This is a genomic window from Paenibacillus sp. VT-400 (assembly GCF_001029205.1).
GTDB lineage: Bacteria > Bacillota > Bacilli > Paenibacillales > Paenibacillaceae > Paenibacillus > Paenibacillus amylolyticus.
The window spans coordinates 89,646-108,575 of sequence record NZ_LELF01000038.1 but is presented as its reverse complement, the minus strand read 5'-3'; the positions used below and the strand labels follow the sequence as shown (position 1 = coordinate 108,575).

Annotated in this window: 17 protein-coding genes; 11 read left to right on the top strand and 6 right to left on the bottom strand. The window is 46.2% G+C overall.

Annotated features, from left to right (window positions below):
* Window positions 1–34 precede the first annotated feature (34 nt).
* The 4 genes from EL84_RS00610 to EL84_RS00595 form a co-directional block, all read right to left on the bottom strand.
* On the bottom strand, window positions 35–1,069 hold the full coding sequence (locus tag EL84_RS00610) for a phosphotransferase family protein (RefSeq protein ID WP_047840295.1): 1,035 nt from the start codon (window positions 1,067–1,069) through the stop codon (window positions 35–37).
* Between the two features lie 21 nt (window positions 1,070–1,090).
* Complete coding sequence (locus EL84_RS00605; protein WP_047840294.1) at window positions 1,091–2,065, bottom strand: SMI1/KNR4 family protein; 975 nt, start codon at window positions 2,063–2,065, stop codon at window positions 1,091–1,093.
* Window positions 2,066–2,247: 182 nt separating this feature from the next.
* Window positions 2,248–3,279 carry a ribonucleotide-diphosphate reductase subunit beta gene (locus EL84_RS00600; RefSeq protein ID WP_036607380.1) on the bottom strand — a complete coding sequence of 344 codons (1,032 nt, stop codon included), beginning with the start codon at window positions 3,277–3,279 and terminating at the stop codon, window positions 2,248–2,250.
* Between the two features lie 367 nt (window positions 3,280–3,646).
* Window positions 3,647–5,965, bottom strand: a complete 2,319-nt coding sequence (locus EL84_RS00595) for a ribonucleoside-diphosphate reductase subunit alpha (RefSeq protein WP_047840293.1) — start codon at window positions 5,963–5,965, stop codon at window positions 3,647–3,649.
* 773 nt (window positions 5,966–6,738) lie between these two features.
* On the opposite strand from EL84_RS00595, the gene EL84_RS00590 reads away from it, so the two are divergent.
* Entirely contained in the window at window positions 6,739–7,065 is a 327-nt protein-coding gene (locus tag EL84_RS00590) for an MTH1187 family thiamine-binding protein (RefSeq protein ID WP_036672111.1), read from the top strand.
* 180 nt (window positions 7,066–7,245) lie between these two features.
* On the opposite strand, the gene EL84_RS00585 is transcribed toward EL84_RS00590, so the two are convergent.
* A complete protein-coding gene (locus EL84_RS00585; RefSeq protein WP_047840292.1) occupies window positions 7,246–8,370 on the bottom strand; it encodes a PsbP-related protein in 1,125 nt (374 codons plus the stop codon).
* A gap of 445 nt (window positions 8,371–8,815) precedes the next feature.
* Here EL84_RS00585 and EL84_RS32390 point away from each other — a divergent pair, with 445 nt between their 5' ends.
* The 6 genes from EL84_RS32390 (at window position 8,816) to EL84_RS00565 (ending at window position 13,900) form a co-directional block, all read left to right on the top strand.
* A complete protein-coding gene (locus tag EL84_RS32390) occupies window positions 8,816–8,920 on the top strand; it encodes a hypothetical protein (RefSeq protein ID WP_017690880.1) in 105 nt (34 codons plus the stop codon).
* Window positions 8,921–8,963: 43 nt separating this feature from the next.
* The gene (locus EL84_RS32190) at window positions 8,964–9,071 is read left to right on the top strand and encodes a hypothetical protein (protein WP_017690879.1); all 108 of its coding nucleotides are present in this window, start codon (window positions 8,964–8,966) and stop codon (window positions 9,069–9,071) included.
* A gap of 264 nt (window positions 9,072–9,335) precedes the next feature.
* Window positions 9,336–9,647, top strand: coding sequence for a hypothetical protein (locus EL84_RS32385; RefSeq protein ID WP_017690878.1), 312 nt, complete (start codon window positions 9,336–9,338; stop codon window positions 9,645–9,647).
* Window positions 9,648–10,665: 1,018 nt separating this feature from the next.
* Complete coding sequence (locus EL84_RS00575) at window positions 10,666–11,262, top strand: RNA polymerase sigma factor (RefSeq protein WP_036607374.1); 597 nt, start codon at window positions 10,666–10,668, stop codon at window positions 11,260–11,262.
* Window positions 11,259–12,197 (top strand): anti-sigma factor, encoded by a 939-nt coding sequence (locus EL84_RS00570; protein ID WP_047840291.1) that lies wholly within the window; start codon window positions 11,259–11,261, stop codon window positions 12,195–12,197. The genes EL84_RS00575 and EL84_RS00570 overlap by 4 nt, the downstream gene beginning before the upstream one ends.
* A 191-nt stretch (window positions 12,198–12,388) precedes the next feature.
* Complete coding sequence (locus EL84_RS00565) at window positions 12,389–13,900, top strand: HD domain-containing phosphohydrolase (protein ID WP_047840290.1); 1,512 nt, start codon at window positions 12,389–12,391, stop codon at window positions 13,898–13,900.
* Window positions 13,901–13,904: 4 nt separating this feature from the next.
* On the opposite strand, the gene EL84_RS00560 is transcribed toward EL84_RS00565, so the two are convergent.
* A complete protein-coding gene (locus EL84_RS00560; protein ID WP_036607365.1) occupies window positions 13,905–14,558 on the bottom strand; it encodes a phosphatase PAP2 family protein in 654 nt (217 codons plus the stop codon).
* Between the two features lie 239 nt (window positions 14,559–14,797).
* On the opposite strand from EL84_RS00560, the gene EL84_RS00555 reads away from it, so the two are divergent.
* The 4 genes from EL84_RS00555 (at window position 14,798) to EL84_RS00540 (ending at window position 18,896) form a co-directional block, all read left to right on the top strand.
* The gene (locus tag EL84_RS00555) at window positions 14,798–16,213 is read left to right on the top strand and encodes a sensor histidine kinase (protein ID WP_047840289.1); all 1,416 of its coding nucleotides are present in this window, start codon (window positions 14,798–14,800) and stop codon (window positions 16,211–16,213) included.
* Between the two features lie 208 nt (window positions 16,214–16,421).
* Complete coding sequence (locus EL84_RS00550; RefSeq protein ID WP_235431468.1) at window positions 16,422–17,579, top strand: MFS transporter; 1,158 nt, start codon at window positions 16,422–16,424, stop codon at window positions 17,577–17,579.
* A 137-nt stretch (window positions 17,580–17,716) separates the two neighbouring features.
* Window positions 17,717–18,373 carry an oxidoreductase gene (locus EL84_RS00545; protein WP_047840456.1) on the top strand — a complete coding sequence of 219 codons (657 nt, stop codon included), beginning with the start codon at window positions 17,717–17,719 and terminating at the stop codon, window positions 18,371–18,373.
* A gap of 148 nt (window positions 18,374–18,521) precedes the next feature.
* A complete protein-coding gene (locus EL84_RS00540) occupies window positions 18,522–18,896 on the top strand; it encodes a RidA family protein (protein WP_017690870.1) in 375 nt (124 codons plus the stop codon).
* The last annotated feature ends 34 nt before the right edge of the window (window positions 18,897–18,930 follow it).

Sequence of the window (18,930 nt, the reverse complement as noted above, 5' to 3'; positions counted from 1 at the left end):
TTGAGCGACCTGTCCAAATCTACTAACTAATCTACTAATCTAACAATGCGACAATCGAATTAATGGACTGCTGCGCCCACTGTGCAAAAGGCAGGTCGGCTGCCCAAGTCACTTGTCCTGTGGCGTTGGCTTCCCCCCACCACAAGATACGTTGATAGAGCAGATGCATGCGGAGACGTGTGTGGAAGTGTTGGCATTTCTCCGCATCTGCTGCACAGACCAGATCCCGGTAGCAGCGAAGGAACTGTGCGGCCAGTTCTGGTTGACCCTCACGAACATACCTGGTGGATATTTTGGTTAGGTCGGCTGTACCGTCTCCGAAATAGGCCGTTGTAAAATCGAACAGACCACTAATCTGCCACCCTGAAGAACGGTCGTCCAGATTTTGTATCAGAATATTCTCGACCTTGAAGTCTCCCATAACAAAACACGGAACAGCCCTGGACCGAAATGCCGGTTCAGCATTCTTGAATTGCTCGTCCACCCACTGAACATCTTCATCCGTAATCACCGAGTACTGTTCAGCATCATGTAACCAGTGACGAATGGTTCCGTACAACCAGTCCAGATAATCGCCTGCAAAGGAAACAATCTGCTGCGCTACAGGATCATATTCCCCGGCATCAGGCACCTTCCAGCGATGCAGTTCAGCCAAAGTATGGGCAAACATACAGGCGATCTCTTCCTGATCTTGCTGTGACAGTGAAGCCTGGAATGCTGGATCATACAGGTGATTCCCGGGCAGGCGTGGCATTATGGCATAACTCCAGCCTAGCAGATGGGTATCTTCATGTAACAAATATGGATCAGGGACAGGGATGGACGTATGTTTTGCCAGTTGTTCTACAAAGAACTTTTCTTCCTGTAACTGTCCTGCATATAAAGGATTGCCTTTCAGAATATACTCTCCACGGGAAGAGCGAATGAGCAGTGTCTGACCCATAACCCCTTTATCTGTTCGTTGATAATCTTCAAGGGTTCCCAGGTCAAGCTCATTCAGCGCATCCTGCAATGGAACTGCGGCCACTTCGCCAAGTTGATTGGAACCAAAATATATACGGGTTGTCATATGGCGGGACCCTCCTGGGTTTTAGTCCTCATTCTCTTCGTCAGACAGGTCATACGTATCCTCATCGACCAATCCACGGATGAAAGCTTCAAAATTGGGCGCAAGATATGTAATCTCATAATCATTTTCCTGATCGACATGAACTACACAGGGTTCACCTTCAGGGCCACAGAAGCGATAATCCAGCATAACAACATCATGACCAGCGGATGGACAATCACAGATCACAATCCCCAGGTCGGGGTATCCCCAATCCTCGATCATGAACCGACTTCCCAGCTCACCAGCGAGTGCGTATATTTTATCGTGTCCAATTCCCATAATGCTTGAAATGGCAATGTGATCCTCAGCCCAGGAAGTCGCTTCTTTGGTGGGAAATACAGTGAGCGCAGGGATACCGCCGTTTTGCGTATTCATCAGTTGAATATAGGAAGCGGGCAGCTTGTAACCCAATTCTTTCTCAATAGTCAAAATCTCTTCTTCATCAAAAGGTTCTGATACATGATTGTCCTGCGCATAATCACTCTGTACCCAGAACGTTGCGGGATCATAAGTCCCTGAAGCGGCTCTTAGATGGTTCTGTGTACCGCTCTGCTCCAATGCTGCGATATTCTCTTCATGACGCTGGCGATCTTGACGCATCTTGTCCGCTTCGGGACGAATCTCGCGAAGGAATTCAAGGGTAGATTCATCATGGGGCAGAAGTTCATCAGCTCTCTCAAAAGCCAGTAGTGCCTGTTCATAACTCGCTATATGACAGTATGCATAACCCAAGCGGTATTGCCAGAGCGGGTCGCTTACCCCTTGCTCCTGGACAGACAACAAATGTTGAATGGCTTCGCGGTAACGTGCGTCATTGTTATAAGCTCTGGCGAGTTGACCAATCAGATCATAATTCCGCTCTGAGACGGGGATTCGTTCAATATGTTCAATAATGAGACTAAATTGGTCCTGCTCATGCCACAAGTTGATTTGTTCCATCAGTTCTCTTTCCATGAATAGGCCTCACTTCCGTAGGAGGGGTATGAATCTCTTTCAAAACTATCTTACAAGGTTAAGAGACAAAAAAACACTCCCGCATGCAGATAGCCATGAAGGCATTCTATCAAAGGGAGTGCTTTAATTTGTGTTTATTTATACCGGATATACTCAAGTAGTAGATACCCGATCAGAAGATTTTACAAATCGTCAAATCCGTTATCGTCGCCAACTTTACCGTAGTTACGGGATTTAGCTTCGAAGAAGTCGGTTTTGGTTGCATTTAGTGCTTCATCGGAGAATGGCTTAATCCAAGGCATGCAGTTTACATCCACACCTTCATATGCTTTTTCCATACCCATCAGACGCAGGCGTTTGTTGGCGATATACTTGATGTAATCTTCCAACTCGTTCAGGTCAATACCACGTACGTTGCTGAGTGTGTAATGTGCCCAGTTGGTTTCAAGCTCAACAGCACGATGGATGGTTGTGTATACGTAGTCCATGTTCTCAGGTGTGTTCAGTTCAGGGAAGTCTACCAGCAACTGTTTATACACTTCAGCGAAGAAGTAACAGTGTTGGTTTTCATCCCGCTGGATATACGAGATCATCTGGCTGGTTGCCATCATTTTCTGGTCACGGGCCAGGTTGTAGAAGAAGGCAAACGTACTATAGAAGAAGATACCTTCGAGTACCAGATCGGCTACCATGGCCTGGAAGAACGTCTGTGGAGACGGCTCGTCCCGGAATGTTTGGTAAATGTCTGCGATGAAACGGTTACGGTCAAGCAGGACTGGATCATGTTTCCAGTATTCAAAAATTTCCTTTTGCTCCCGATCAGATACGATCGAAGACAGGACGTAGGAGTAGGATTGGTTATGAACGACTTCCTGTTGTCCGATAATGGCCGAGATCGCTTCGAGTGAAGAATCGGTAAAGTAACGTTTTACGTCACCAACAAACATCGTCTGCATGGAATCAAGTACCGCGAGCAGGGAGATGTTGATTTTAAACGTACGTTGCTCTTCCTCATCCAGTTGAGCAAACTGGGAAGCATCTTTGGACATTGGAATCTCGTCTGCAATCCAGTGGTTGAGCAGCAGTACTTTGTACAATTTGTACATATGAGGCATGCGAATGTCGTTCCAGTTCAGGATACCGGAGCATTCACCTTCAATAATACGGGTTGATTGGTTAGGGGCTTCGGTGTTGAAAATTTTCTGTACTTGCATTGTTCCGTTCACTCCTTGAATGAATTTGCACTGTATAACTACGATGACAGAACAACCTTCCGATCGCTGTTATCCCTGATTTTTTTGATTCCCTCTTTTAAAGGGGAAAATCCGGTGATAAAGGCGAGCGCTCCGCTTCTTCAGCTTTGTTCTGTCCTCTTCGTTATCGTGTAATCATTAATTCTTTTATATATATTAGGGTTGTATAATGTGGCATCTATATCAACATCTTGCGATGCTGTGATCGTTTTTTAGGCAAAAAAGAACCAGGGCAACGCCATTTTGCAATCAAAACAGGATGCCCTGGTGGTCACCTCGAATCTAGTAAATCTTCTCTATCATGGATAAAGCGTAACTTGCGCAAAAATCAAGATTCTTCAATCGTTAATGCACGGCTACGAACATAATAAGTAGATTTCATGCCGGCTCTCCAGGCGTGCAGGTGCAATTCCAGGAATTCTGTTGCTTTGATATCTGGTCGAACGTAGAAGTTGAAACTTTGTCCCTGATCGACGTGGCGCTGACGGGCAGCCGCCATATTAATGGAAGCATGTTGGTCCACCTGGAACGCCGTTTGGTAATAAGGGCTTGTTTTTTCGGACAGATCCGGAGCCGGATTGGCAATTTTGTAAGTTGTTTTCTCTTCATAAGATAACAGCTCATAGAGCGGATCAATACTAGCCGTTGAACCGGCAATAATGGACGTGGAACCGTTAGGTGCAATGGCGAACAACCAAGCATTACGTACACCGTTTTGTCGTACTTCGGCTTGCAGTTCTTTCCACTGTTCGGTTGTCACGAACTCGCCTACGCGCTCACCTGATGTGTACTCGCGTTGGTCGAAGTAATGACCACTTTCCCAATCGGAACCTTTGAATTTCGGATAATGTCCTTTTTCTTTGGACAGCTCCATACTGGATTTCACGAGCAGGTAGTTAATTTTTTCATACAGATTATCGTTATACGTTACAGCTTCTTCAGACTCCCAATGAATGCCTTCGAGAGCAAGCAGGTGGTGAAGTCCAAACGTTCCCAGACCGACTGCGCGATATTGGCTGTTGGTATATTGGGCTTGCAACACTTCAATGTTGTTAATGTCGATAACGTTGTCCAGCATGCGCACCTGAATTGGAACGAGACGCTCCAATACATTATGAGGTATAGCACGTGCCAGATGGATGGAGTTCAGGTTGCAGACAACAAAGTCGCCAGGCACTTTGGAAATCACGATGCGAGTTTGTCCATCCTTGGTTACGAGTTCTTCCTTTTCAATTACAGTGGCAGACTGGTTCTGCATAATTTCGGTACACAGGTTGGAGGAGTATACCATACCGTGTGCACGGTTAGGATTCGAGCGGTTAACCGTATCCCGGTAGAACATGTATGGCGTACCTGTCTCCAGTTGGGATTTAAGTACACGCTTCATGATGTCAATCGCCTGTACTGTAATCCGGGACAGCAGTGGGTGATTCACTGCTTCTTCGTATTTATCACGGAACGCACCTTCGCCAAAGGACTCATCATAGAAATCTTCCAGTCCGAGTGCACGACCATTCTCGTCCTTCCAGCCCATCACTTTCTTTGTTTCGTGCGGACAGAACAGGCTCCATTCGCCGCGAGTGGATACCCGCTCCATGAACAAGTCAGGCAGACAGATGCCGTGGAATACGTCATGCGCACGCATACGCTCGTCGCCGTTGTTCAGCTTCAGATCGAGGAAGGCCAGAATGTCTTTGTGGAAAACGTCCAGGTACACGGCAATGGCACCTTTACGTGTACCGAGCTGGTCTACGCTGACCGCTGTATTGTTCAGTTGGCGAATCCAAGGGATTACACCGGAACTTGTATTTTGGTGACCACGGATATCCGAACCACGAGCTCTGACTTTGCCGAGGTAAACGCCGATGCCGCCACCCATTTTGCTCAGACGAGCTACATCCGTGTTGGAATCGAAGATACCTTCGAGTGAGTCGTCCACCGTATCAATGAAGCAGCTGGAGAGCTGACCGGCTACTTTTTTACCTGCATTGGACATCGTAGGAGTAGCTGCGGTCATGTACATGTTGCTCATTGCCCAGTATGCTTCCTTGACGAGATCCATACGTTTCTCGGCAGGCTCTTGGTGCATTAGGAACATGGCGATAACCATATAACGCTCTTGTGGCAGTTCCATTACTTTTCCATCAAAATCGTGTGCGAGGTAACGCTCTGCCAGTGTGAGCAAGCCGATGTAATCGAAGAGCAGATCGTTGCGGTAGTCAATGCACTCAGCAAGTTCGTCGATCTGTTCCTTGGTGTAACATTCCAGCAATTCTTCGCGGTAGATACCTTTCTTCACGAGATCTACAAGAAGAGGGTGGAATGCGCCATAAGGCTCGTCCGGGTAAGACTTGTATCTGCGGTTGGTAGCCGCTTTTTTGTAAAGGGAAGTGAGCAGGGAGCGTGCCGCTGCAAATTTCCAGTTAGGCTCCTCTTTGGTTACCAGTTCCAGTGCGCTCATGATAAAAGCGTTGCTGATTTCGTCTCCGGTAACTTCATCACGGCGGAGCTTGCTGTTTACCCCACGTACAAGACGTTCCTTGTCCAGCATTTCCAGTCCTTCCAAAGTACGGTCGGCATATACCGAGATGCGCATATCATCAAAGGCAAGCTGGCGGTTGTTCGGCTTGGTCACAACTTGTGGCATGAATATTCCTCGCTTTCGCATGTTTAAGAGATAAATTGGAGAAATTCTTTATATAAAGAATTGAGTGTTGTCTTACGGTGAGAAAAAGGTAAAGGTTGCTTTTGGCAGACTGAAACGGCGGTGACAAGTTCATGTCTTAAATCGCTCAACTTGCGGAGCACAAAACAGCACAATGCAGAACATGCTCATATAAAAAGCATTCTCCCGCCTCGCGGCTGAAAATGCCCATGGATGCTCTGGCTTCCTTACTGTCTTAGAGGTTCAGGATATCGACAGAAAAGGGTGCTTATGTAAGCTTTGGTCTATTGCAGATGTGCCTGTAGTTTGAGGATACCGGATGCAGTCCAAACAGCCCCGTTAACCTCCATGTCAACTCTGTTTCGAGAAAGCGATTTACACCTACAGGGACGTGCCTTTGGAGGTGATTTCATCCTGTTTTTCGCGAGAATGCAGAAGGTGACTAATAGAAGCGGAGAAATCTAGTGTTACTACATTTTGTAGCTGTCAACATACTGTAACCCAACATATTGTGTTTGTAAAGTGGGCCGATACAGTAAAACGTAATTCCGAGTATACCATTTAAGCCAGGAATCCGCAAAGGAAAAGGACTGGAAGATTTGAAGATTTATCAAAAAAAATTTTTGACCAATTTGAATGACGTCTTCACGTCAGTTTGAATTGTAACGCATTCAACTGGTAGAATAAAAATAGTCAAAAATCAACTAAAATTAGCGGCAGCGGTTGTTCACGGGGCCCAGAGGAGGCGGAGCAAAATGGCAATAGCAGAAGTGACTGTAATTCCAATCGGAACGGGTACAACCAGTCTAAGCAGTTATGTGGCGGACATGCAAAAGGTATTGGAACATCAACGGGGCATTACATATCAGTTAACTTCGATGAGCACCATTATTGAGGGACCGCTTAACGAGATCTTTACAGCAATTGCGGCTCTGCATGAAGCGCCGTTTCTGTCAGGAGCTCAGCGTGTTTCCACATCCGTCAAAATTGACGACCGTCGTGATAAACCGGATGCCTCAAGTATACAGAAGTTACAATCGGTTCAGGATAAACTGACGTCACATCAGGCGAGACCTAATTAATGGATTAGTGTAAACATCCGTATATTCGGTTATTCAGTATGTTATAAGTCATTAATTAAAGCTTAGATTGTGTATATTGTGTAGCTAACGTGAATTTCTGACATTTATAAACTGAAAGACAAAAAAGGACCAGCTTAGCGTTCATAAGCTGGTCCTTTGTGTACACACATTTATCATCAATTAATCTGCAACTACCAATGAGGCTCCAATCAAAGTGGCGTTGGTGTAACCACCGCCAACATTTTCAAAAGAGAAGTTGGTAATTGGTGCACCGATAACCGTGGCGTAATCACCATCAAGCAAATCTCCGGTCGTTGCAGGATATAACGCTATAATATCGTTTCCGTTCTCATCCATGACATGAACGATAGAGAAGGTTGCTCCGAGCGAGCTATCTTCTTCAACGGAAATGACTTCACCGCTAACTTGCACGAATTGATCATAATAGTTAGCCACATTTTTATTCAGATGGCGGGTCGTCACATTGGTGTCAACGAGATCCTTCGCCTTTTTGCGGAGTTCTGCTGTGCTGGCAGGGAATACATCGCTATGCTTGCCAAAGAAATCATAGGAAGCCTGCTCCATGAAGGCTGTATCTTCCGTAATGTACGGAGTTAACTCATTAAAGAAATCGGCAGCTGATGCTGTGGCAGATGAATTTCCAGTCGTTGCAGTTGGTGCTGTTTGCTCCAGAGGAGCAGTAATGCTCAGGGAATCAAGGATATCTTTGATCTCATCCTGATTATAAGTATCCTTGGCGTAGGTTAACGTCATGGTATAGAGTTCTGTATTGGTCGGAATCAGATACTGCACAAGGATAACATCTGTACCCGAGGAATGCTTATAGGCTCCTTCCAAGACACCAGCGCTATATTCTTTATAAGGCTTGTTTGTGTAGCTGGTTTTTTTATAATCGGAAATGCCGATGCTTGAACCGCTTTGTGTGTAATAATCCACTATATTATTGGCGTATTCTTCAGGATTAATTGAACCGGTTGAGCTGGCCTCAATCGTCAGATTCATATTATCTGCAAATGTGACTGATGAAGATTGGTCTGAAAAAGCAGCTTTAATGGATGGAGCATTCATTTGACTTGTATCTACGCTTTTCCAGGATTCAGGATATGCAAAAGAAAATCCTTCTCCACTATATGTAGTGTATTTCGTAGCTTTAGCTTCTGTTGAGACAGTTTCAGTTGCCTTGGATGCTTCGGTCGTTTGGCTATTGGTTGTTGTATTTGTTTCTGAATTACCACAAGCACTAAGCAATGTGGCTAATGCCAAAATCGTAATAAGTTTCTTCATTATGTCTAATTTCTCCTAATGTGCTTCCCATCGGTTGGGATTTTTTCTAAGGTCATCATTTCGTTTGGGATAATCTGGTTTAGGTGGTGGGCATGGAAACTCCTTTCTATTTTATTAGTAAAATAATAACATAAATAAAGATTTCAGTATTCATAATTACTAAAAAGATAATTTATCTGTATTTAACAAGTTAAAAGCTAATAATATACCGTATGGGTATCCATTTTGAGTGATAGTACATACATTTGGTTGATATAACCGTGGGATTTATTTATGAATTAAACATATATGAACATAACATTCCGGCTTAAGAACTAACCCTTTATGTAGGTGCAATTAGCGAATAGTCGGTGGAAAAAAAACAGCCCATTTTCGACCTGAGCCCGGTCCCATGTGTGATTGGTGCATATAGTGAACTGTACCTCAAATCAAAGGAGGGGTTTACATGAGTGGAGTAGTAGGTGGATACGGCGGCGCATGGACATCGACTGGCGCGATCTTGGTTCTCTTTATCTTGTTGGTCATCATCTCTAAAGCATTCTTGATCTAATAAACCGCTTGGACCCTAATATATTTGTAAAGGAGGGTTCTGCATGAGCAACGTAGTTGAAGGCGTAGGATACGGCGGCTGGACATCGACTGGAGCAATCCTGGTTCTGTTCATTCTTCTCGTAATCATCACTAAATCTTTCTGGGTATAATTTGGCGAGCTCTGCCGGGCAACCGGTGGGGTTTTTTTTTCTAGAGGACAAGCATGGTGGAGAGCCAGGCAGATAAGATAGCTTGTGGTTGAATGGAAGAATTGGTGGAATTCAAGAAATGGAAGGACGGCGTATGCTTCGAAAATGGGGAAGGTACCTCATGGCTAAACGCCCATTTTGTCAAAATGAGGGCGATAGCCCGGTCCATAGGTAGGCTGAATACATAGCTTAGGGGTGTAGGCAAATGTTAAGGAGGAATGAACAATGAGCGAAGTAAAACCGAATTCACCGAACGGACAGGGACACGTATACGGACATATGGGAGGTTATGAGCATATGCAAGGATACCAATACACAGGTCATGAAATGCATGGGTATGGATATGGTTGTGGAACAATGCCAATGGGATATGGCTATGGATACGGACACCATGCCAATCAGGCTCCAATGATGCACGGCTATCAACAGGGTTGTGGAGTATCCTATGGTCATGGCGGCGGAAGCTGGGGTTCCATGGGTACGATCCTTGTACTGTTCATCTTGCTGGTCATCATCTCCAAAACGATGTTTATCTAAGGATTTATGAGTGCAAGGGGACTTTGCTGATCGTGGATCGTTGTGATAGATGCTCCAAATAAACTCCGAGTTTGAGTTCCATGTTGGGGCATAACGTACCTATGATTCAGAGCGGGACAGCGTAGGATTTCATCCTGCGGTGTCCCTTTTTTATTAGAAGTGAAGGATCGTTGGGATTACTTTCTTTAACGAACTCCACAGACGCTATTCCATGCATTTTTGCCATTTCAAAAGTTTAACGAATCGTAGACGTCTTATTTCCTCAATTTGGGCATGTTTGGAGCTTATATTCATGAAGTGGCATGGATTAACGTGGCTGAGATTCGTTAGATTTTACATAGCACAGAAATCCTTAATATAAGGTGTGCAGGATTCGTTAGCGTCTGGTGAGCGTAAACATTTAAAAGCATATCCGAATTTATCTGATTATCTGATAAGTGGAAGGAAGACTTTTCTCAATGAAGAGGGGAGCAATTGCCTGTAGATGGTGCTAAATTGGATATGTAGACATGGATAAACACCCGGAACCCAATTCCGGGTGCTTTGTGTATGTTTTCAATCTTCTCAAGAATAAGTGATATCCAAAACAACAAAAGCCCTACCTCTCTTTTGTCCTTGCGGCTCCGATGACCGCGCCAGTGTGAATGGGAACATCTTGTGAAACTCTGTACTACCGGGTTATTGTGATTCAGGTTCTTCAATCTTCATAGGTTAATTGTGCTTAGAGTTCGCTGCGGTCGCAGCATGAAGAAAATATTCCGGGGTTTAAAGAAGACAGAAATCATATGAGGTTGTTTAATACAACTCTTATAGTATACCACAGGTTGTAATTATCTGCAATAAAAAGGAAAGCGTGACCAGAGCAACATGTTTTCGAACTGTTTTTAAGTTGGAAAGTGAAAGGTTAGTTTGAAAAGATACAGAAAATTTCTCAGACTATTTCTTCATAGGGGTAATCCTCTTCAAAAGATTCTGCGTAGGTTATAATAAGAGGGAAGAAACAGAAAGGGGCCCTCGCATGACTGAATCGATGGAGGACAGCAGGTTAATGCGGCAGATTGCGGAACGTGATGCCTCCGCACTGGAGCTTTTATATGACCGTTATGAGCGAGCGGTGTATTCTTTTGCCTATCGGATCGTTGGTGATCCCATGACGGCAGAAGAGACCGTTCAGGAACTTTTTATGCGGGTCTGGAATAATGCTGAACGTTACGATGCCTCACAGGGGAAGCTGACCACATGGATGTTTGCGATTACGCGTAACATTGCAGTGGACATGCTGAGGCGGAAATCAAAAGGGGCAGCGACTACTTCAGTTGAACACGAGACACTGGCGGCCTATGCCGATGAACATACAAACACGGAAGAAGAAGTGCAGCGTAAATGGGAAGGTACCCGGATTAAAGAGGCGTTGTCTCAATTGAACGGTGATCAGCAACAAGTTATAGAATCGATTTATTATGCGGGATTAACCCAGCAGGAAGTATCCAGCCGATTCGGGATTCCGCTGGGTACAGTAAAGAGCCGTGTCAGGCTTGCCATGCGACAGCTCCAAAAGTTGCTGGCCGATGCTGAATTGCATCCGGACGCGGGAAGGGAGGGCATACATCCATGATAGAACGACATGAGGAGTGGTCTGATCTGGCACCGATGTATGTGCTGGGCGGACTGGAAGCAGAGGAAGTGGCGGCGTTTGAAGCGCATATGGCAACTTGCGAACCTTGCCGCCAGGAGGTAAGGGAATTGCAGGAAGTGACTGGCTTCCTGCCACTTGCGGCGGAACCTGTAGCACCGCCGCAAGGCATGCGAGCACGTGTGCTGGGCAACGTGCTCGGACATGGGCAGGAGAGCGCCGAGGCGAAGCCAGCGGCTGCTCCTGCAGAGCCTGAAGCACCCGTGGTGCTTCAGGAGGATCTTGCGCCGCAGTACAAACGTGCGGCCCGGGTGGAAGAGGCTGCCCAGGCACAGCCATGGCAGCCACAAGCGCGCGCGCGTGCGCGCAACAGCAGCGCCTGGCGCATAGCCAGTGCCGGCCTAGCGGCCGCGGCACTGTTGCTGGGCGTGTACACGGCGCAGCTGCGGAGCCAGATCGACTCGCTGACGCAGCAAGCGGCGGGCTCGTCGGCTACGCAAGAGCAACTGGTGCAGGCACAGGCGCAGAATGCACAGCTGCAAGAGCAGCTGGCATCAGCTCTGAAGCCCGCACAGGGCATGCAGACTGGCGAGGCAGTGAAGCTGAATCCTGCAACGCAGGACATTGTAGCTCAGGGTCTCGCAACCATCGTTATTGACAGCAAAGGCACTCACCTGGTTGTGCAGGCTGAGAACCTGCCGAACCTGGAAGGCAACGAGGCTTTTCAGGTCTGGTTGATCAAAGGAGATACCCCTCAGAATGCGGGTACTTTCCTTAGTCGTGACGGAACGGGAGCGGTATATTACACATTGGATTCGGCCAACGACTATGATACGGTTGCCATCACGCTTGAACCGGATGCAATGGGAGATGAGCCGCGCGGTACAATGATTCTGGCTGCCAGGATTAAAGGATAAATATAGGATATATCACCAAAGGCTGCTCCGTCGTGGAGCAGCCTTTTTGTGTTTTCCAGTTCTGATGCCCATCCATTGGATTTTATTAATTTTTTTAGTCGGAGCAACCGATAAACAAATAGAAGGCAATACCCTTAATCTCCCTGTATCTCAAGGGAGAACTGGTTGCACATAGAGAGTGAGGGGTTCAGTTGGAAGCATACCGTTCATTTATCTTTCGCCTGATACGCAATTATCTGATCGGTTCACTGGCAGCTGTTTTTGTTGTCGGTACAGTAGTTATGGTATCTACTCTGCAAATACCCAATATTCAATTTGTTCGGCTCATCTTCATTGTACTGATTTCACTCTTGTTCATGCTGGTTGCAGAATTAATTACGCTGTGGGTGCAGCTAGGCCCCATAAGACAATTTTTCACTTCCGAGCATCACGAGAGAGACGAATTGAACCACATGTATGAGAAAATTCATCGTTTTCCGGGACAGACCATATATCGGATCATGGGTCCGCACATGCTTGGTTTCTCACTTCCGGCAGCCGGATTAACATTATGGATGATATCCACAGGGTGGCTTGAATTTCCTTACTTCTATACTGTCGTGGCCGCTGCGTGTGCCTTTCTGATTGCCATCATGCATGCGCTGATTGAGTATTACTTAACGGTGCGGGCGATTAGACCCCTGTTACTTGAGATTCGACATCGAGGCAAAGTCCAATACGGGATGGAACCTTCACTGGGAGGGCGAATCCTGGTATCGATCCAGCGTAAATTTCAGCTAAGTACGGCACTGATTGGCTTATTTCCTCTATTTCTATTTTTCCTGGCTACATATATCAGACTTCAGTATATGGACAGTGAATTTGCGAAAGAGTACATACTGTGGGGAATTCTCATCGTTGTTCTGGGCGCGGGGTTTGCGCTGGTGGGAAGTTGGCTGTTGATTCGTGATGTTCGTGATCCAGTTGCTGAACTGACGCATGAGATGAACCGAATTCAGGGGGGAGATCTTGGCAGACGAGCCCCGGATCTATATGCGGATGAGTTTTCGGCACTGATCTCCGGCTTTAATATGATGATTAATCGGCTGGAGATGAGACAGGAGCGCAATCGACAGCTGTTGCAAAGTTATTTTTCTACGCTGGCTGCTGCTTTAGACGCCCGAGATAAGTACACGGCAGGACATTCCATGCGTGTGGCAGAGTATTCGCTGATGATTGGTAAGCTGAGCGGAATGAGTGAGGAACAGGCGGATTTATTGTACAAATCAGCCCTGCTTCATGATATCGGGAAAATCGGCATACCTGATGAGGTGCTGCTGAAGGATGGAAAACTAAGCGATGAAGAATTCGCAATTATTCGGACACATCCCGTGCAGGGAGAGAGTATTTTGCTCCAGATAGAACCCATTGATGCCATGGCTGACTTTCTGCCTGGTGTACGATCTCACCATGAGAGATATGATGGCAAAGGATACCCGGATGGGATGGCTGGTGACGATATTCCCCTTTTTGGCCGCATCATTGCGGTAGCGGATGCCTTTGATGCCATGACGTCTGATCGACCATATCGGAATGGGATGAGTCACGAGAAAGCGCTAACGATTTTGGAAGAAGGAAAAGGGACCCAATGGGACCCCTATTTTGCAGGTTTGTTTATTGATGAATGGAGACGACAACAGCATCTTCAGAAACCATCGAAGTGAGGGATCAGCTGATTCCCTCTGTCCACTTCGATTCTTTTCTGCGTCTCCGGTGTAGAGCGAGGCCAGTTATGATGGTGAGAACACATTCGCCGAGTATGACCGCACCCAAGGCGTCATAGATCACATGTTGTTTGATCATTAGCGTGGATACTATAATGGTTGCTGCCCCGGCGGCCACCAAAATCTTGATGGGTTTGCGGATGCTTGGAACCGAGAGAACAGCACGCATAACCAGATAAGAGTGAAGAGAATGAATACTTGGAAAACAATTATAAGGACGATCCTGACTATAGAGCCATCCGAGGACAGATGCTCCCAGGCCTGTACCCGTTAGTTCCGGGCGCGGTACCATGGTCTGAAAGTTGAAGTAGATCAGATAACATATCCAGACACAGATATTCATGGATAACAAGACACGGTAATACGTCAGGCGATCCTTGGCACACAGGTAAGCGAGCACACCGAATACAAACGGGTACCAGCCCAAATATGGAATGGACATGCCAGGCACGTAGGGAATGATCCGGTCGAGCGGCGAATCAAGCACTACGAACCCGCGTTCTGGACTATTAAGAATATCATAGAAGAGCCCCATGACGGCCAAAGACAGCATTAAACTCAATGACAGCCAATAGGATTTGCTTTTTAACAATTGCACAACATCTTTCTCCTTTCATTCATGTTCCGACGAACATGACCCCAGCAAATAACTAATTCAAATTTAAACAACAATATATTCTACTACGACCAGCGCACAAATTGAATCCTGATTTGTGTATTTTTGTGTATTTTTTTGACGAAGAAGGAATGCGGAAGTTTCAATGGGCATGATATGATAGAGACACATACGGACGAAGGCACTTTGGCCAGTAAAGTCGGTACAACAGGAGTGAGTGAATGCAATTTTCAAAAATGTTCGTATTGAATATGGGGATGCTTATTACCATTGCATATCTTGCTAGTGTGTTCTATAAATATGTCGTAATACGTACCTCTTCCCGAGTGAAGCAGATCAGTTCCGTGCTTGTCCTTATATTTGCAGGTTGGATCAGTACGGTTTTTGGGTTTCAACTCACCGAAGAAGTGGTCTTTGATCTTCGATATGTTCCTTTAATTGTTGCCGTTCTAACGTATAGACAACCCTATAGCGTAATCATCGTGGGTATTGGAATTGGGCTGTCGAGGCTGACTTTTGGCATCACGGATGCTACATTGGCGGCAGTACTTAACATGTCTGTTTTGGGCGTGATATGTGCAGGTCTGAATATATGGATGAGACGCAGCAACTACAGGCTGATTATTAAAGGAATCCTTGTTACAGTTATCGTCAATGTAGTCAATAGTGTAAACATTGCTATCGTTGGTGTGATCCCGGCTACATACTTCTTTTCACATATTATGCCTTATACACTCCCTACAGGCATTTTGCTGAGCCTTATTTTTGCATTTATTTTACGTGATTTTCAGAATGAACAGAATCGAATTTTGCTGATCCAGAGTACAAACCGGCTATTGTCTGTGCAAAAGGAAGAGTTACAGAAAGCCCAGATTGTACTGGAGGATCGAGCGAAACAATTGATGATTGCCTCACAGTACAAATCGGAATTTCTCGCCAATATGTCCCATGAACTGCGTACACCGCTCAATAGTGTCATTAACTTTGCCCAGATGATCAGCGAGAATGCCGACACGATGGATCAGGAGGATATTGTACGTTTTGCCAATATGATCGACCACTCCGGGCAGGAACTGCTCACGCTCATTAACGATATTCTGGATCTCTCCAAAGTAGAAGCGGGGCGGCTGGATATTGTACTCGAGGATATCAGTGTCGCACAACTTACAGAAGATGCCATGAGCCACTTTCAGCTTGTTGCCGAGAAAAAAGGTATTCAGTTGGTTCTGGACAAAAAACAGGGACTGCCTGAGACGCTCTGGTCTGATCCCCAGCGGGTTCAACAGATTTTGCGGAATCTGATGTCCAATGCCATCAAGTTCACTCACCGGGGGAAGGTCACGCTGATCGTAAGCACCAAGCAGATTAAGAATGCAGGTATTCAGAATCGATGGCTTATTTTCTCCGTTCAGGACACAGGCATTGGTATTTCGGAGGACAAGCATCATTCCATATTTGAAGCATTTCAGCAGGCTGACGGGTCGATTAGTCGAAAATTTGGCGGTACCGGACTTGGCCTGTCAATCAGTCGGGATTTAGCGAGATTACTGGGGGGATCGATTGAACTGGAGAGCGCTGAAGGTAAAGGAAGCACCTTCCATCTCTATCTCCCGTTGGACCGTGAAAAAATGAGTTGACAACCTTCGCGCCGTGAGTAGAATTTGGGATGACAACTAGCATCGACCGGCTCTTGAGACCCGGTCTAAGGAGTGTATCCCCATACAGAAGACGGTCAACGTTAACCCTCCCCCGTTAGCAAGCAAACCACGGCGCAAGGGTTCGACACAACGCACGAATTTATCGATTGCAACATGGGAGGGTGTACCGGCAATTATTTTACAGACCTTGCTGGGAGGCCCATTTTTAACCGGATTTCTGCTGTACCTTGGGGCCGGGTCGAGACATATCGGCTTTGTGCTCGCGATTACGACGTTTGTGAACATTGCCCAGATCGGAGCAGCTTACTGGATGCAGCGTATTCGCAGCCGTAAACGTATGCTGCTGTTATTTGTGGGCACACATCGCATCTTGTGGAGTGCAACGGGACTGATCCCGTTTATATTCCCCAAAGAGTGGTGGGTAAGTGTATATATTGGCGTGTATACGGTTGCTTTTATATCAAATACCATCGGCGGTATGATCTGGACTTCACTGATTGGCGATATCGTACCTGCTAAGGTGAGAGGGCGTTATTTTGGAATTCGAAATACGATTCTGAATGCTCTTGGAAGCGTATGCTTATTTGCAGGCGGTATTGTTTTGGATCGTTACCCTGGAGAAATGGGCTTTCTGATCCTGTTTATTCCGGTGTGGATATGTGCTATTGCCAATACAGTCATCTATTTTTTCTATCCGGACGTTCCCTTTGAACGTTCTACCGAAAAGGTTTTCTGGCGCATGTTCATCAAGCCGTTCCAGGATCGTTCTTTCCTGAAAGCAACGCTGTTCTTGGCTTCATGGTTATTGATCCAGACCTTGATTGTTCCGCTTTATTCCTATGTTATGCTCGATTTATTGAACATCAATTATCAGACGGTATCCCTGATCACGGTAGTCCAGACGCTGGTTATGATGGCCGGTTTCTATGTTTGGGGCAATCTGAATGCCAGATTCAGTAACAAAACCCTCCTATTTTGGACATTGCCAGTCATTGCACTCTCCTGTTTGTCGTGGGGTTTAATGTCGTTCATGCCTGTATTGACTGCACTATTTCTATCTCATATCTTCCTTGGGATCGGTGTAGGTGGATTCAACCAGCTGGCATTTAACTTTACGATTGGAGACACACCCAAAAGTGAAAGACCGATGTTTGTCGCGGTGTATTCGGCTCTGACCGGAGTAACTTCGTTTCTCGGGCCGTTGTTGGGTGGCTGGTTGTATGAAAAGATGGAAACCTGGTCCGATGCGCTGGCCTGGATCTCAGCCTATGGATTTCAGATGGGGGTTGGTGTCGTGATGCTGATTCTGACATTTACCCTTGGACGTCGTGTACTGTTAAAATAGATATTGAATATTTACACGGGCACTTCGATGACAGAACAACCTTGTAAATGATTAGGTTGATCATATATATCTGGTATGACTTCAAAAAAAGATGGCGAAGTGGAGGGATGTAATTGAATCGTCTCGAACGGAAAGCCATGGTGATTGGAGCCACGGGGCTTGTAGGTGAATTACTGGTTCATAGTCTGCTGGAGCACCCAGCATACAGCTTGGTTCGCGTTCTGGTTAGACGTCCGCTTGAGCTGCAACATCCCAAACTGGAACAGCATGTGGTGGACTGGGAACAGCTGGAGAGCCAAGACCACTTATTCGATGGAATCGATGACCTGTACTGTTGTTTGGGGACAACGATCAAAAAAGCAGGCAGTCAGGAGAATTTCCGTCAGGTAGATTATCATTACCCGGTTCGTGCAGCTACTATTGCGAAGCAACATGGTGTATTACAGATGCTGGTGATCTCCTCCATGGGAGCGAGTGCAGGTTCTCGGGTCTTTTACAGTCGGACCAAAGGGGAAATGGAGGATGCATTGTCCGATATCGGTTTTCCGTCATTGCATATCTTCCGCCCTTCCTTAATTCTGGGAGATCGAAACGAGAAGCGGTTTGGTGAGCAGATGGCTGCCTATGCCATGAAGTTTCTGGATCGCTGGATGAAAGGCAGAGCGGACAAATACCGGGCGGTCCACGCCGCAACCATTGCACAGGCCATGACCAATATTGCGCTGGTGCAAGCCAAGGGAAACCATGTGTATTCAAATGAAGTCATTCATGTCCTTGGTGTGGACGGGGGCTAAGAAACCTTTGAACGAGCTGTTTGCTTCATGTGGCTAGTGAGGAGCGTTTCTCGCTTGAAGTAGATCGTGGTATAATAGGCAACAAAAATGAGTTCGAACCCTGACTCCATGCGGCAGCAGGATAACGAACACAAAGGAGAACTCGTCCATGAAAAAACCAATCTCTACCGATCAGGCGCCAGGCGCCATTGGTCCATACAGTCAAGCCGTTGATGCAGGCGATTTCATCTACACTTCCGGACAGCTTGGTCTCAATCCTCAAACGGGAGAGTTCGGCGCAGATGTACAGGAGCAGACACGTCTGTCCTTGAGCAATGTGAAGGCTATCCTTGAAGCAGCAGGTACAAGTATGGATAAAATCGTGAAAACGACGGTGTTCCTGAAGGACATGAACGACTTCGTTCCTGTGAATGAAGTGTATAGCACGTTCTTCGAACAGCCTTATCCTGCACGCAGTGCAGTGGAAGTTGCTCGTTTACCAAAAGATGCACTGGTTGAGATTGAAGTTATTGCCCTGAAATAGGACAACCTATTCGTTCTTTTATACATAAACAGCC

Coding starts and splice junctions, on each gene's coding strand:
- EL84_RS32385 (WP_017690878.1), top strand. CDS start 9,336: ATGAGCGAAGTAAAACCGAATTCACCGAACGGACAGGGACACGTATAC.
- EL84_RS00600 (WP_036607380.1), bottom strand. CDS start 3,279: ATGCAAGTACAGAAAATTTTCAACACCGAAGCCCCTAACCAATCAACC.
- EL84_RS00540 (WP_017690870.1), top strand. CDS start 18,522: ATGAAAAAACCAATCTCTACCGATCAGGCGCCAGGCGCCATTGGTCCA.
- EL84_RS00585 (WP_047840292.1), bottom strand. CDS start 8,370: ATGAAGAAACTTATTACGATTTTGGCATTAGCCACATTGCTTAGTGCT.
- EL84_RS00605 (WP_047840294.1), bottom strand. CDS start 2,065: ATGGAAAGAGAACTGATGGAACAAATCAACTTGTGGCATGAGCAGGAC.
- EL84_RS00570 (WP_047840291.1), top strand. CDS start 11,259: ATGATAGAACGACATGAGGAGTGGTCTGATCTGGCACCGATGTATGTG.
- EL84_RS32390 (WP_017690880.1), top strand. CDS start 8,816: ATGAGTGGAGTAGTAGGTGGATACGGCGGCGCATGGACATCGACTGGC.
- EL84_RS32190 (WP_017690879.1), top strand. CDS start 8,964: ATGAGCAACGTAGTTGAAGGCGTAGGATACGGCGGCTGGACATCGACT.
- EL84_RS00545 (WP_047840456.1), top strand. CDS start 17,717: ATGGTGATTGGAGCCACGGGGCTTGTAGGTGAATTACTGGTTCATAGT.
- EL84_RS00555 (WP_047840289.1), top strand. CDS start 14,798: ATGCAATTTTCAAAAATGTTCGTATTGAATATGGGGATGCTTATTACC.
- EL84_RS00575 (WP_036607374.1), top strand. CDS start 10,666: ATGACTGAATCGATGGAGGACAGCAGGTTAATGCGGCAGATTGCGGAA.
- EL84_RS00590 (WP_036672111.1), top strand. CDS start 6,739: ATGGCAATAGCAGAAGTGACTGTAATTCCAATCGGAACGGGTACAACC.
- EL84_RS00595 (WP_047840293.1), bottom strand. CDS start 5,965: ATGCCACAAGTTGTGACCAAGCCGAACAACCGCCAGCTTGCCTTTGAT.
- EL84_RS00610 (WP_047840295.1), bottom strand. CDS start 1,069: ATGACAACCCGTATATATTTTGGTTCCAATCAACTTGGCGAAGTGGCC.